Source organism: Nocardia sp. GP40, from assembly GCF_050434125.1.
Classification (GTDB): Bacteria; Actinomycetota; Actinomycetes; order Mycobacteriales; family Mycobacteriaceae; genus Nocardia; species Nocardia albiluteola.
In genome coordinates this window covers 14,725-27,390 of sequence record NZ_JBNPVW010000016.1, presented here as the reverse complement: position 1 = coordinate 27,390, position 12,666 = coordinate 14,725, and the positions used below count along the sequence as shown (strand labels likewise).

At 70.0% G+C, this 12,666-nt stretch carries 15 protein-coding genes and 1 riboswitch; of the genes, 7 read left to right on the top strand and 8 right to left on the bottom strand.

Features of this window, described 5'->3' with window-relative positions:
- Positions 1–100: 100 nt before the first annotated feature.
- Both ABH933_RS36335 and dacB read right to left on the bottom strand, forming a co-directional pair.
- A complete protein-coding gene (locus tag ABH933_RS36335; RefSeq protein ID WP_429424464.1) occupies positions 101–1,219 on the bottom strand; it encodes a zinc-dependent metalloprotease in 1,119 nt (372 codons plus the stop codon).
- A gap of 14 nt (positions 1,220–1,233) precedes the next feature.
- Positions 1,234–2,712, bottom strand: coding sequence for a D-alanyl-D-alanine carboxypeptidase/D-alanyl-D-alanine endopeptidase (dacB, locus tag ABH933_RS36330; protein WP_429424462.1), 1,479 nt, complete (start codon positions 2,710–2,712; stop codon positions 1,234–1,236).
- Positions 2,713–2,922: 210 nt separating this feature from the next.
- Between dacB and ppa the strand changes: the two genes are divergently transcribed.
- The gene (gene ppa, locus ABH933_RS36325; RefSeq protein WP_215915440.1) at positions 2,923–3,414 is read left to right on the top strand and encodes an inorganic diphosphatase; all 492 of its coding nucleotides are present in this window, start codon (positions 2,923–2,925) and stop codon (positions 3,412–3,414) included.
- Between the two features lie 62 nt (positions 3,415–3,476).
- Here ppa and ABH933_RS36320 read toward each other — a convergent pair whose 3' ends face one another.
- Positions 3,477–4,349, bottom strand: coding sequence for a crotonase/enoyl-CoA hydratase family protein (locus tag ABH933_RS36320; RefSeq protein WP_429424460.1), 873 nt, complete (start codon positions 4,347–4,349; stop codon positions 3,477–3,479).
- Between the two features lie 175 nt (positions 4,350–4,524).
- On the opposite strand from ABH933_RS36320, the gene ABH933_RS36315 reads away from it, so the two are divergent.
- The 3 genes from ABH933_RS36315 (at position 4,525) to ABH933_RS36305 (ending at position 5,930) form a co-directional block, all read left to right on the top strand.
- Positions 4,525–4,845: a 2-oxo-4-hydroxy-4-carboxy-5-ureidoimidazoline decarboxylase gene (locus tag ABH933_RS36315; protein ID WP_215915438.1), complete on the top strand. Its 321-nt coding sequence runs from the start codon at positions 4,525–4,527 to the stop codon at positions 4,843–4,845.
- A 40-nt stretch (positions 4,846–4,885) separates the two neighbouring features.
- Positions 4,886–5,359, top strand: coding sequence for a YbaK/EbsC family protein (locus ABH933_RS36310; RefSeq protein WP_215915437.1), 474 nt, complete (start codon positions 4,886–4,888; stop codon positions 5,357–5,359).
- 106 nt (positions 5,360–5,465) lie between these two features.
- The gene (locus ABH933_RS36305) at positions 5,466–5,930 is read left to right on the top strand and encodes a flavin reductase family protein (protein ID WP_429424785.1); all 465 of its coding nucleotides are present in this window, start codon (positions 5,466–5,468) and stop codon (positions 5,928–5,930) included.
- Position 5,931: 1 nt separating this feature from the next.
- Here the strand turns inward: ABH933_RS36305 and ABH933_RS36300 are convergent, their stop codons facing one another.
- The gene (locus ABH933_RS36300) at positions 5,932–6,594 is read right to left on the bottom strand and encodes a LysE family translocator (protein WP_429424458.1); all 663 of its coding nucleotides are present in this window, start codon (positions 6,592–6,594) and stop codon (positions 5,932–5,934) included.
- Between the two features lie 94 nt (positions 6,595–6,688).
- A riboswitch (SAM riboswitch) is annotated at positions 6,689–6,802 on the top strand.
- Between the two features lie 47 nt (positions 6,803–6,849).
- On the opposite strand from ABH933_RS36300, the gene ABH933_RS36295 reads away from it, so the two are divergent.
- Complete coding sequence (locus tag ABH933_RS36295) at positions 6,850–8,169, top strand: aminotransferase class V-fold PLP-dependent enzyme (RefSeq protein ID WP_429424456.1); 1,320 nt, start codon at positions 6,850–6,852, stop codon at positions 8,167–8,169.
- A gap of 269 nt (positions 8,170–8,438) precedes the next feature.
- On the opposite strand, the gene ABH933_RS36290 is transcribed toward ABH933_RS36295, so the two are convergent.
- The 4 genes from ABH933_RS36290 to ABH933_RS36275 form a co-directional block, all read right to left on the bottom strand.
- Complete coding sequence (locus ABH933_RS36290; RefSeq protein WP_215915434.1) at positions 8,439–8,627, bottom strand: hypothetical protein; 189 nt, start codon at positions 8,625–8,627, stop codon at positions 8,439–8,441.
- Positions 8,628–8,684: 57 nt separating this feature from the next.
- Positions 8,685–9,515, bottom strand: a complete 831-nt coding sequence (locus tag ABH933_RS36285; RefSeq protein WP_429424454.1) for a DUF2752 domain-containing protein — start codon at positions 9,513–9,515, stop codon at positions 8,685–8,687.
- Between the two features lie 113 nt (positions 9,516–9,628).
- Positions 9,629–10,006, bottom strand: a complete 378-nt coding sequence (locus ABH933_RS36280) for a glyoxalase superfamily protein (RefSeq protein WP_429424452.1) — start codon at positions 10,004–10,006, stop codon at positions 9,629–9,631.
- A gap of 40 nt (positions 10,007–10,046) precedes the next feature.
- A complete protein-coding gene (locus ABH933_RS36275) occupies positions 10,047–10,679 on the bottom strand; it encodes a TetR family transcriptional regulator (protein ID WP_429424450.1) in 633 nt (210 codons plus the stop codon).
- 108 nt (positions 10,680–10,787) lie between these two features.
- Here ABH933_RS36275 and ABH933_RS36270 point away from each other — a divergent pair, with 108 nt between their 5' ends.
- The gene (locus ABH933_RS36270; RefSeq protein ID WP_215915431.1) at positions 10,788–11,576 is read left to right on the top strand and encodes an SDR family oxidoreductase; all 789 of its coding nucleotides are present in this window, start codon (positions 10,788–10,790) and stop codon (positions 11,574–11,576) included.
- A gap of 10 nt (positions 11,577–11,586) precedes the next feature.
- Complete coding sequence (locus ABH933_RS36265; protein ID WP_429424448.1) at positions 11,587–12,651, top strand: NAD(P)H-dependent amine dehydrogenase family protein; 1,065 nt, start codon at positions 11,587–11,589, stop codon at positions 12,649–12,651.
- The last annotated feature ends 15 nt before the right edge of the window (positions 12,652–12,666 follow it).

The following is a 12,666-nucleotide window of genomic DNA, read 5'->3' as shown; positions in this document are numbered from 1 at the left end:
ACGTCGCGTCCGCTCGACATCACGGACGGTTCCCCGGACGTCGCGTCGCGACCACTCCCCGGACGATCCACCCGCGCCCCGCCCGGCGGCCGTCCCATCCTCAGCCCAGCACCCGGTCGACCCACCGCTGCGGGTCGGCGATCTCATCCGTCCGCGGCAGCGTCTCCGCATCGGTCCACACGGTGTTGAACCGCTCCATGCCGACCCGCTCGACCACTCCGTCCACGAACGCCTTGCCCCGGACGTACTGGGCCACCTTGGCATCCACGCCGAGCAGCGCGCGCAGCAACCGCTGAATCGGATTCGCCGGACGACGCCGCCGCTGATCGAATGCGCGCCGGATCTGCTCCACGGTCGGGACGACCGCCGGGCCCACCGCATCCATGACGTGGTCAGCGTGGCCCTCGAGCAGGGTGCCGAGCATCAGCAGCCGGTCCAGCGCCGCGCGCTGCGGCGGGGCCTGGGTGGCGCGCAGCAGGCCCAGCACCCCGCGATTGGCGGGATCGGAGTCGTCGGCGCCCGTGCGACGGCGCTCGCGCACCTCGTCCAGCAGGCGGGTCAGCATCTCGTTGAGCGGCTCGTCACCCACATCGCCGAGCACCTCGACGTTCTGCTTCATGTACCCGGCCAGCCACGGCGCCGAGGAGAACTGCACCCGGTGGGTCACCTCGTGCAGGCACACCCACAACCGGAAGTCGGCGGGCGAGACGCCCAGGGCGCGCTCCACCATCACGATGTTCGGGGCCACCAGCAGCAGCGTGCCGTCAGGCCCGCTGAACGGGTCGTACTGGCCCAGGATGGCCGTGGACAGGAAGGCCAGCATCGCGCCCGCCTGCACCCCTGCGGGTTTGCCGCGCAGCCGCCCGCCCTCGCCGAGGCCGGTGAGCTGGGACATCGAATCGGCGGCCGCGTGGATCCAGCCGGGCCGGTCCACGATGCGCGCGGCGGGCACCGGCCGGTCGTCGGTGAGCAGACTGACCTCCCGCACCGGCCCCTCGGCTCGCGCGGAGGCCGAAACGAGTTCCGCGACAACCTGTTCGGCCGAATAGCGCGAGGTCCGGGGACCCGCGGGCACCAAGGCCGCGCCGGCGCGGGCGGCGAGCTGCCAGTCGACCGCTCCTGCCAGCGCCGAGCGCCTGGGCCTATCGGTCAGCCCGCCGGTCGCGGCCTCGACCAGCACCTGTTCGTGCCGGTCGGCGGTGTCTTCGGGTCCGGTCATAGGTCATCCACCCGTCAGGAGCATCCACAGTTGCGCAGCGTGGCAGTGACGGCGTCCAGTGCCGCCCGGCTCGCATCCTGCGGCTTGTCATTCGACATCAGCGCGAAGGTCAGCACCCTGCCGTCCTTGTCCAGGACATACCCTGCCAACGCGTTCGAGACCGACAGAGTTCCGGTCTTGGCCCGCGCCCATCCGGCCGCGACATTGCTCGGGGGCGTGGTGTACCGGTAGGCCAGCGAGCCCGTGCCCCCCGCGACCGGCAGGTAGTCCAGCAGCGGACCGAGCGGATTGCCCGAACTCGGGGAACCGCCGGTGCTGACGACGGTGGCGCTCGGGGTGCCGTTGGCCGGGGCGACGCCCTGCGGCCCGGCGGCGGCCTGGGCGACGATCTTGTCCAGCAGGCGGGACGGAATGCGGTCGTCGGTGGACAGCCCGCTGGTGTCACGCAGGACCGTCCCGGCGGTGTCGAATCCGGCGGCGTTCAGGGCGGTCAGCACGGCCTGCGCGGCGCCCGCGAAGGACGGCGGGCCGCCGGTGGCCGCCGCGATCTCACGGCCGATCGCCTCGGCGACGACGTCGTCGGAGTCGGTCATCATCTGGGTCAGGCGCTCCCACAGCGGCGCGGACTGCACCTGCGCGACCGGCGTCGCGCCGGCCGGGGCCTTGCCCGCGTGCACCTTCGCCGGATCGATGCCCAGTGCGAGGGCCAGCCGCCGCCCGGCGTCCAGCGCGGGAGTCGGGGTGCGCGGGGAGTATTCGACCATCGGGTTCAGGCGGCCGCCCTCGAGCATGACCGGTTCGATCGGCGCCCACGACCCGCCCGCGATGTCGGCCGGGTCCCAGCCCGGCGCCTGCGACGGTCCGGCGTAGGCGGAGGTGTCGACCACGACACTGCCGAAGGTGCGACCGGAGGACTGGACCTGGGACACCAGGTCCGAGAGCTTGGGCCCATCGGGGTAGTAGCCCTTGCCGTTGGCCTGCGCGGTCAGGGTCGGATCACCGGCGCCGACGAGCACCAGCTCGTTCGAGTCGGGGCTCGACACCACCTTCGTGGTGATGCGATGATCGGCGGGCAGTACAAGCAGCGCCGCCGCGCCCGTCAGGACCTTGGTGGTCGAGGCCGGGATGATCGCCTTGTCCGAATCCTTCTTCCACAGCACCGTGCCGGTGGCGGCGTCGGTCACCGAGCCGCTGAACGCGCCCAGGTCCGGGTTCGCGACCACCTGGGCCAGCGCCGAGGCCAGGCCCGTCTGGGACGGTGCGGGTGCGGTCGACGACGCGGCGGACAGCCGCGGCGAGGGTGCCTGCGGTGCGGGTGCGGCCGCGATCTTCAGGCCGCCGTGCCGGAACTCCTCGGTCCATGGCTTGACGATGACCAGCGCCGTCGCGGCCGCGGCCACCACCACGACCAGTCCGGCGCTCACCCCGATCCAGACTTTGCGCCGCCGCCGGGTCGCGAGACCACCGATGTTCTTCCTGCTTCGACCTGCCACCTGACCGTAATCTCCCTAAGCTGCTCGCGCCGCGGCCGTAGTCGGCTGAGACGTGGCGAATCGAGTCCCTGCCGCACCCCAGCGCCCACCGACCACACTATCCTCACTTCGCCAGCGTTCTGCCGAACGAGTTGGCGAGTCGAAGCCTGCCTGCGGTAGCCGAGGGAGGCAGCCGCCAGTTGAATACGAGCATCAGACGAAGGAGATGACGTGGAGTTCGATGTCACCATCGAGATCCCCAAGGGTCAGCGCAACAAGTACGAGGTCGACCACGAGACCGGCCGGGTACGGCTGGATCGTTATCTCTACACCCCGATGGTCTACCCCGCGGATTACGGCTTCGTGGAGAACAGCCTCGGCTCCGACGGCGATCCGCTGGACTGCCTGGTGCTGCTGCCGGAGTCGGTGTTCCCGGGCGTCATCGTCGAGGCCCGCCCGGTCGGCGTGCTGCTGATGAGCGACGAGGCCGGCGGCGACGAGAAGGTCGTGGCCGTGCCCGCGGGCGACAAGCGCTGGAACCACATCCAGGACGTCTCGGACATCCCGGAGTTCGACCGCAAGGCCATCGAGCACTTCTTCGAGCACTACAAGGACCTCGAGCCCGGCAAGTGGGTCAAGGTCGACGGCTGGGGCGATCGCGCCAAGGCCGAGACGCTCGTCGAGGAGGCCTTCGCCCGCCTGAAGGAGCAGGGCGGGCACTGAGTGCCCCCATCGGGCATGCCCGCGACGACATCCGGTCCCCGGACCGGATGTCGTCAGCGGGTCTATTTCCCCTGATAGTTCGGGGGACGCTTCTCGAAGACGGCCTGCAGCGCCTCGGTCAGATCCTCCGAGGGCAGGAAGGCCGCGTTCCACGCCGAGACGTAGCGCAGCCCGTCGGCCACCCGCCCCGCGCGCGGCTGATCCAGCACGTCCTTGATGCCCTGCACCACCAGCGGCGGATTCGCCGCGATCTCGGCGGCCAGCGCGTGCGCGGCCTCGAGCACCGCGTCCTGATCCGGATAGACGTCGTTGACCAGGCCGATCTTCTCCGCGCGGGCGGCGTCGATGTCCCTGGCGGTCAGGGCGAGCTCGCGCACGTGGCCCTCGCCGATGATGCCGGGCAGCCGGTGCAGCGAGCCGATGTCCGCGACAATGGCAACCTTCGCCTCGCGCAGGCTGAACTTCGCCTCGGCGCTGGCCAGCCGGATGTCCGCGGCGGCGATCAGATCCAGGCCGCCGCCGATGCACCAGCCGCTGACCGCGGCCACGACCGGCTTGCGGCAGTCGGCGACCGCCGTCACCGCGGCCTGCATGCGGCGGACCTCGCCGAGGAAGGCGGTGCGCGGGGCCGCGAGGGCGCGCTCGCCCAGCAACGGCCCGAACGTCGGGGCCATCGCGGGCAGGTCCAGGCCGTAGGAGAAGTGCTTGCCCGATCCGGTGAGGACCACCGCGCGCACCTCGGGGTCGGCATCGAGCTCGGCGAAGATCAGCGGCAGCTCACGCCAGAAGTCCGGGCCCATGGCGTTGCCCTTGCCCGGGCCGGTCAGCGTGACCCGCGCAACCTGGTCCTTGCGATCGACGGTGAAGGCCTTCCAATCAAGCCCACCCGTCACCCGACCGCCGACCCTCATCGAATCGCCTTGCGATGCTGTCATATCCCCAGCGTAGCGGCACTGTTCGCGGCCGCCTCAGCGCGTCGCGAGAGTGTGTGAAGGGTGTGCTGAATATGCTGTGCCGCAGTGTCTTACCCCTGCCCGTCCGGCGCAGGATGAAGATCGTCAGTCCCCGGTTCTCGCCCGGAGCCGGCCGGTTGCCGAACGGAGGCAGGTCATGTTGATGTACAGGGGCATCGGCCTGGAGCGCTTCAACTCGCTCCCCCGCGCCCGAGCCGTCCACGCCCTCTTCGCATGCTGTTCCAGCGTCACCTGGGCGAACAAGCTCGCGGACGAACGGCCCTACGCCGATCGCACGGCCCTGCTCGCCGCGGCCGACCTCGAATTGTCCGCGCTATCGCCGCACGACCTGCAGCGATCCCTCGATTCGGTTGTGCGCGAGCCGGTTTCCGGACGTACCGCCGACGAGCTGGCGCGGATCACCCGGATGCGCATCGACCGGATGCTCGGGCCCACCTTCGGCTATCCGGAATACTGATCCCCCGGCAGTGCGCCGAAATCGGTTCTACCCTGGTGCCATGGCTAGGTCGTTGCCCGCCGTCGCGGCTCGGGTGTCCGATACTCTCATCGCCCGCGGTCACCACGGCGTGATCGTCACTCAGGACGAGCCCACCCACACCGCCGCGCAGGCCGCGCAGGCGCTCGGGGTCGAGGTGGGTGCGATCACCAAGTCGCTGCTGTTCCTGCTCGACGAGGATCCGGTGTTGCTGCTGGTGTCCGGTGAGCACCAGGTCGACCTGGAGCGCACCGGCGAGCGGCTGCAGGGTACGCTCACCCGCGCCCCGGCCGAGGTCGTGCGCGCGGTCACCGGGCAGCCGATCGGCGGGGTCGCGCCCGTCGGGCATCCGACCAACCTGTCGACGTATGTGGACAACGCGCTCTCGCGCCACCGCGAGCTGTGGGCGGCCGGTGGGCATCCCAATACTTTGTTCCGGACCTCGTTTTCCGAGCTCGTGCGGATCACCGCGGGCCTGGCGATCGACGTGGACTGATCGGTGAGTGGCATATGCCGGAATACCCGCCGGGCCCGCGACGTAGGTTGGGACTGTGAGTGAGCTAGATCTGAGCGGTATCACCGCGGCGGAGTTCCGCGCCGCCATGCGGCACTACCCCGCCGGGGTGACGATCGTCACGCTCGAGCAGGACGGCCGGCCCATCGGATTCACGGCCACCTCGTTCGCCTCACTCTCGGCCGAGCCCCCGCTGATCTCGTTCAATATCGCCGAGACCTCGTCGAGCATCGAGGCCATGCTGTCCGCCCGGTCGCTGGTCGTGCACTTCCTGGGCGAGCACCAACTGCATCTGGCACAACGGTTTTCGCGCAGCGCGGAGGAACGGTTCAGCGACTCCGCGCTGTGGACGACGCTGGAGACCGGCGAGCCGGTGCTGCACAGCACCCCGCTCTGGGTGCGCGCGTCGGTGCACCAGCTGCTCCCGATCGGCGATCACACCCTGGTCATCGGCCTGGTCACCCGCGTGCACGACAACACCGACGACGCGCCCATCGCGACGCCGCTGCTGTACTACAACGGGTCCTATCACCGCCCCCGCGGACTGGAGTGATTCACCCGGCGGACGCGATGGTCCCGATACCGAGTGCCGCCAGTATCCCGGCGCTGATCTGCTCCAGCCGATCTCGTACGCGTGGGCGCCGCAGCAGGGCCACCGCGCCGGCGGCGGCCAGGGCCACGATCACCATTTCCGTTGCGGCGATGCTCGATTCGATCGCACCGAGGGTCAGCGTGCCGGTGAAGGTGACGTGGGTCAGGAACTGCGGGAGCACGGCGAGATAGAACAGGCCCACCTTCGGATTGAAGAGGCAGGAGACCAGCCCTGCGGTGAATGCCGAACGCGCAGAAGCGGTTCCGCGCGCGGAAATCGCCTCGAGGGCCGGCTCAAGCGCCGAATCGGTAAGCAGCTCTTCTGTTTTCCCTGCCCTCGTCCGGCGATGCTCGCGCAATGTCCGAATTCCCAAGTACAGCAGGTAGATTCCTCCGATCACCTTGAGAATTCGGTAGGCCGTCGCGGACTGCTCCAACAGCGTGGCGACCCCGGCGGCGACCACAACCGCCCAGGCGATGCCGCCCAGCGCCGACCCGAGCGACGCCGCGATCGCCGGTCGTCGTCCGGCCATGGCGTAGCGCAGGACCAGGAACGTATCGGGCCCCGGGGTGATGGCCAGCAACAGGCACAGGCCGACGAAGCCGAGTAGCAGGGAAGGACTCACCGGACTACGTAACCGCAGTTCATGGCGGATGGCAAGGGAATATGACGCGGCCGGGAGTTGACAACGGCGGGCGGCGTCTGCCAGTCTCGGGACAGGTCATGAGTACCAGCGTCAAGCCCCGGCTAGCTGGTCGGCAACCCTCCTCCGCGGCGGGGTGCTCCGGGTGACGACCGGGCCGTAGCCCGACCGGGCACGGCAAGCGCGGACTCCGTTCACCTTTCCCGGGGTCCCCTTGGTCCCGAAGGGATTTGTGTGATGACTGCTGTACTCACGTCCAGCTGTGCCCCGATCGCCCGCGTTTCCGGATGCGATCTGCAAGTTCCCTTGGTACAGGGCGGAACTCGCGAATATGCCAACTTCGACTACGCCGCCAGCGCGCCGGCCCTGGCCCAGGTCGCCGACCGGGTGAGCGAGCTGCTGCCGTACTACGCCAGCGTGCACCGCGGCGCCGGATACGCCTCGCGCATCTCCACCGACTGCTACGAGAATTCCCGCACCGCGGTGGCCCGCTTTCTGCACTGCGCCGACGACCAGGTGGTCGTCTTCACCCGCAACACCACCGATTCGCTGAACCTGCTGGCCTCCTGCGTGCCCGGCGACACCGTGGTGCTCGACATCGAACATCACGCCAACTTCCTGCCCTGGACCCGGCACGGCCGCCGCGTCGTCCCGGCCGCGGACACCGTCGTGGAGACCATTCGCCGGGTCGTCGCCGAGCTGTGCACCAAACCCGCTGCGCTGCTTGCCGTTACCGGCGCCTCGAACGTGACCGGCGAGGTGCTGCCGCTGCGTCGGCTGGCCGATATCGCGCACCAGTGCGGCGCACGGATCCTGGTCGACGCCGCGCAGCTGGCGCCGCATCGCCGAATCGACCTGTGCGCCACCGGAATCGACTATCTCGCATTTTCCGGCCACAAGCTGTACGCGCCGTTCGGCGCGGGCGTGCTGGTGGGCCGGCGCGACTGGCTCGATGCCGCCGACCCGTATCTGGCCGGGGGCGGAGCGGTGCGCGAGGTGACCACGACCGGCGCCGAATGGGCGCCCGCGCCGCAGCGTCACGAGGCCGGATCGCCGAACGTGCTGGGAGTCGCCGCCCTGGCCGCGGCCTGCGACGCACTCGGCGCGATCGAGGAGCGCACCGCCGTCGAACACGAGCGCGCGCTGGCCGATCGGCTACGCGCCGGCCTGAATGCCATTGCGGGAGTGAACTTCCTGCGCATCTGGCCCGACAGCGAGGACAGCGTCGGCATCGTCGCGTTCACCCTCGACGGATTCGAGCCCGGACGCGTCGCGGCGCATCTGTCGGCCGAGCACGGGATCGGTGTGCGCGACGGCCGCTTCTGCGCACACCCGCTGCTGGCCCGCCTCGGAGTCGACGGCGCGCTCCGAGCCAGCATCGGCCTGGGCACCTCCGCCGCGGACGTGGACCGCCTGATCGAGGCCGTCGCGACCCTGGTCGAGCAGGGCCCCGCCTGGAATTACGCCTACACCGAGGGCCAGTGGAACCCGGTACCGGAGACCCGCCCGGGCCTGGCCGCTGCGGCCGCGGCAGGCGCGGCGCCCTGCACCTTCTGACCGCCTGCCAGCGGCGGAATTGGCGCGGTCCGCGGGGTTCCGGTCCCGATTGCGCATGCTCGCCGCGCCGGGGCGGAACAGGCGCGATCCGCGGCGGGTTCCGGTCACGATTGCGATGCTCGCCGCGCCCGGCGGATCGGCGGTGAGCTCCGGTGGGCGCGGCACGAGGCACCTGGCCGCCAGCTCCTCGACCTGCGGGTCGTCCTCGGTGAGCGCGTCGAGCGCCTCGAGATCGGACTCGACCGCGAGTTCCGAAGTGCCCGAGCCTGTTACGGCACGAGATACCGGGCGGCCAGTTCCTCCACGAGCGGATCGTCCTCGGTGACCGCGTCGAGCGCCTCGAGATCGGACTCGACCGCGATCTGCCGGGGATCGTCCCACTCGGGATCCGGGGTGCCGTCCTCGGTCAGCTGGCGCAGCAGCTTCTCGCGGATTCGAGCCTTCAGGGAATCGGCCATAGTCCCAGCATGCCGGACCGTGCGGCCGGATCCCACTGCAGCAAATACGCCGTCGTCCTAGACCGGCGCCAGCCAGGCGCCCCAGGGGGTGTTGCGCAGCACCGTGAACGCCGCGAGCAGCGTCAGCACGATCGCCAGCGTGGTGCGGCTCATCGTGAACGAACGTCCCGGACGACCACGCCAGCGGCGCACCATCCAATCGCCCCACCACAGCGTGAATCCCAGGATCAGCGGCAGCAGAAAGACATTGCTGTGCACCGCGTCCAGGATCCGGCCCTCGGTCAGATTGTGCATCGCCCGCAGCCCCCCGCACCCCGGACACCACCACCCGGTCAACGCATAGAACGGGCAGACCCCGTAGGAACCCTGCACATGCGGATCGTGGAAATGCACCAGCACCGCCGCCGCAAACCCGACACCCCCGACCAGCGCCGGCGCGCCGAGTGCCCGCCAGCCGGATGCCTTGTCTACGGTGCCGACCACAGTCGGCGGACCGCCCACCCGGTCTCGCCGCGATTCACCCGCCCGAAGTTCACCGGTCTCGGCTACGCGATATGCACTCGGCCCTACCGCAGAATGTCCGCCCGTCCCGGCCGCCCGATGCCCACCCGGCGCGGCCGCGCGTCGGCCGCCCGTCCCGGCCACGCCATGCTCGCCCGCTGAGAGCCGGTTGGGCTCACCAGCCAGAGAATCGCCCGCCGCGCCGACGAACGATCCGCTCGGTCCACCGGCGCGGGCTTCACCCGGCTCCACGATCCGCTGCGCGCCCGGCTTGCCCGCCCAGGTTCCGGCCGGCCCACCGACCGAATGTCCGGCGGGCTCGCCGAACCTGCGGTCGTCCAGCTCGCCGCCGCCCGTCACGTCCGGATGCCCTCCCGAGTTATCCACATTTCTCACGGTAGCGGCCCGCCGCGGCGATTCGCCACGTCAATCCGGCCGTGCGTGAATGCAGCACAGTCACGTCACGTCGAAAATGCCGACGGCGGCAGTGATTCGACCGATCACTCCGGCTGGGCGAAGCGGAGCTGGTTGCCGAAGGGGTCGGTGAGGTCGAAGCCCGGGCCGCCGGGGCCTTCCTCGGGTGTGCCCGGGCGGGCGAAGGGGTAGTCCTTCGCGGCCAGTTCGGCCTGCAGGCCGTGGATGTCGCCGACGGCGATCCAGACGACGGAACCGGGGGTGCCGTCGCCGTGGTGTTCGCTGAGGTGGATCACCGTGCAGGAGCGGGACAGCTGCGCGTACAGCGGCAGCGCGGTTTCGAAGCGATGCTCCCAGTCGACGACGAATCCCAGGTAGCCGCAATAGAACTCGTACGCCTTGGCGATGTCGAAGATGCGTAGCACGGGAATCGGGGCGGCGAGGTGGATCGAGTCGGCGGGCATGGGCTCGATGCTGGCACAGTCCGGGGTCGGGATCCGTTATTCAGCGGATAGGGGCGCGTTCGACGACGGGGGCGGTGAGCAGCCCGGCGAGCATGTCGATGGTCTCCGCCCACGCGGTCACGTCCCCCGCGTCGACGATTCCGTCCTCCACGGCCCGTTCGTGGTCGGCGAGCAGCGCGAACAATGCGGTCGGCAGCCGCCGCAGCCGGCGCACCCGCAGCGGCGGGGCGAGTTCGGGCAGGCCGCGCTCGAGCCGGTGCATGATCACCCGCACCGACGTGCGGCGTTCACCGTTCAGATTGGCCTCGTCGGTGACCGCCGGATGGGTGCGGATCTGTTCGAGAAACCGCGCGTAGTGGCCGATTCCGTGCCGGGCGACCAGCTCGAACATCGGCACTACCAGCACCTCCAGCATGGCGTGCACATCCTCGGTCGCGTCCCGGCCCGCGCGCTCGGCGAGCAGCTCCAGCCGCCGCACCTCGAGGGTGGCCATGCGCCGTTCGACGACGGCCTCGATGAGCCCGTCCCGGGAACCGAAGTGGTATTGGACCGCGGAGTTGTTCCGCTGCCCCGCGGCCGCGGCGATATCGCGCAGGGGGACCTGCGGCCCGCGTTCGGCGATCAGCCGCTCCGCCGCGAGGAGGATCCGATCACGCGCCGTTGTCTCTGCCACGAGTGCACAGTACCAGGCATTAAAGAACGATCTCTTGACAATTAAGCGACAATTCTTAAGACTACTGTGACGCAAACCACTGCATTCACCCACTCGAAAGAGCACCTGATGATCCTGGACATGTTTCGACTCGACGGCCGCGCCGCCGTCGTCACAGGCGCGGGGCGCGGCATCGGCGCGGCCACCGCGCTGGCACTCGCCGAGGCCGGGGCCGACGTCGCGATCGCGGCCCGCACCACCGAGCAGTTGGACGAGGTCGCGGGCAAGATCCGCGCCCTGGGCCGCAAGGCCGTCACCGTTCCCTGCGATCTGTCGGACCTGGCCGCCGTCACCGCCTTCGCCGAGACGGCCGCCTCCGAACTGGGCCGCCTCGACATCGTCGTGAACAATGTCGGCGGCACCATGCCGAACACCTTCATGACCACCACTCCGGACTTCCTGGAGGAGGCCTTCCGCTTCAACGTGTCCACCGCGCACGCGCTCACCCAGGCCGCGGTACCCCACATGCTGCGCAACGACGGCGGCTCGGTGGTCAACATCTCCTCGATGATGGGCCGCACCGCCGGGCGCGGCTTCCTGGCCTACGGCACCGCCAAGGCCGCGCTCGCACACTGGACCCGCCTGGCCGCCACCGACCTGTCGCCGCGGATCCGGGTCAACGGCATCGCGGTCGGCTCGGTGCTCACTTCGGCCCTGGATGTCGTTGCGCAGCAACCGGAAATCAAGAAGAAGATGGAGGACGCGACGCCGCTGCACCGGCTCGGCGAGCCGTGGGAGATCGCCGCGGCCATCGTCTACCTGAGCTCGCGTGCGGGCTCGTACGTCACCGGCAAGGTGCTCGAGGTCGACGGTGGCATCGAACACCCGAATCTCGAACTCGGACTTCCGGATCTGTGAGGAGCAGCCGATGACCTATCGCGTAGTGCAGTGGAGCACAGGCAATGTCGGGCACTGGTCGCTGCGATCCATCATCGCGCGTCCCGAACTCGAGCTCGTCGGGGTCTGGGTGTCCGGCTCGGCCAAGGCCGGTAAGGACGCGGCCGAACTGGCCGGGCTGGACACCCCGACCGGCGTGCTGGCCAGCACCGACGCCCAGGCGCTGATCGCGCTGCAACCGGACTGCATCGTGCACACGGCCATGGCCGACGACCGGCTGATGGAGGCGGTCGAGGATCTGAAGATGTTCCTGCGCGCCGGCATCAACGTGGTGTCCAGCAGCCCGGTCTTCCTGCAGTTCCCCTACGGCACACTGCCTTCCGAGGCGATCGATCCCATCGTCGAGGCGGCCGAGGCCGGCGGTGCCTCGCTGTGGGTCAACGGCATCGACCCCGGCTGGGCCAACGACTGGCTGCCGCTGCTGCTAACCAGCGGCAGCGAGCGGATCGACCGGGTCGTCTGCTCGGAGCTCATGGACTACTCCACCTACGACAATCCGAAGGTGCTGTTTGAAATCATGGGCTTCGGCAGCGAGCTGGACGAGCTGCCGCTGCTGCTGCAGCCCGGCGTGCTGACCCTGGCCTGGGGCAGCGTCGTCCGTCAGCTGGCGGCCGCGCTCGATGTCGAAATCGACAGCGTGACACAGGATTTCGAGCGGCTCCCGGCCATCGAGCCGCTGGAGGTGGCGGGCCGGAAGATCGCCCCGGGTACCGCCGCGGCGCTGCGCTTCCGGGTCAGCGGAATCCGCTCGGGGCGAGAGGTTTTCGCGCTGGAGCACATCACCCGGCTGCACCCGGACCTCGCCCCCGACTGGCCCCAACCGGCCGGAAAGGGTTGCTACCGGGTCGAAGTCGAGGGCGAGCCCGATTATCAGCTGGACCTGCAGCTGTACAGCGGCGGCGACCACGCCCGCGCCGGGCTGGTCGGCACCGCGGCCCGGCTCGTCAGCGCCGTGCCCGCGGTGGTGCAGGCGCGGCCGGGGCTGCTCACCGCGGTCGACCTCCCGCTCACGACCGGGCGCGGACTGGTGTCCTGAGCGCCATCAAGCAAA

Excerpts from the sequence above, each read along its gene's own strand:
- ABH933_RS36265 (WP_429424448.1), top strand. The coding sequence starts at position 11,587 with ATGACCTATCGCGTAGTGCAGTGGAGCACAGGCAATGTCGGGCACTGG.
- ABH933_RS36280 (WP_429424452.1), bottom strand. The coding sequence starts at position 10,006 with ATGCCCGCCGACTCGATCCACCTCGCCGCCCCGATTCCCGTGCTACGC.
- ABH933_RS36310 (WP_215915437.1), top strand. The coding sequence starts at position 4,886 with ATGGCTAGGTCGTTGCCCGCCGTCGCGGCTCGGGTGTCCGATACTCTC.
- ABH933_RS36295 (WP_429424456.1), top strand. The coding sequence starts at position 6,850 with ATGACTGCTGTACTCACGTCCAGCTGTGCCCCGATCGCCCGCGTTTCC.
- ABH933_RS36315 (WP_215915438.1), top strand. The coding sequence starts at position 4,525 with ATGTTGATGTACAGGGGCATCGGCCTGGAGCGCTTCAACTCGCTCCCC.
- ABH933_RS36290 (WP_215915434.1), bottom strand. The coding sequence starts at position 8,627 with ATGGCCGATTCCCTGAAGGCTCGAATCCGCGAGAAGCTGCTGCGCCAG.
- ABH933_RS36335 (WP_429424464.1), bottom strand. The coding sequence starts at position 1,219 with ATGACCGGACCCGAAGACACCGCCGACCGGCACGAACAGGTGCTGGTC.
- ABH933_RS36320 (WP_429424460.1), bottom strand. The coding sequence starts at position 4,349 with ATGACAGCATCGCAAGGCGATTCGATGAGGGTCGGCGGTCGGGTGACG.
- ABH933_RS36270 (WP_215915431.1), top strand. The coding sequence starts at position 10,788 with ATGATCCTGGACATGTTTCGACTCGACGGCCGCGCCGCCGTCGTCACA.
- ABH933_RS36305 (WP_429424785.1), top strand. The coding sequence starts at position 5,466 with ATGCGGCACTACCCCGCCGGGGTGACGATCGTCACGCTCGAGCAGGAC.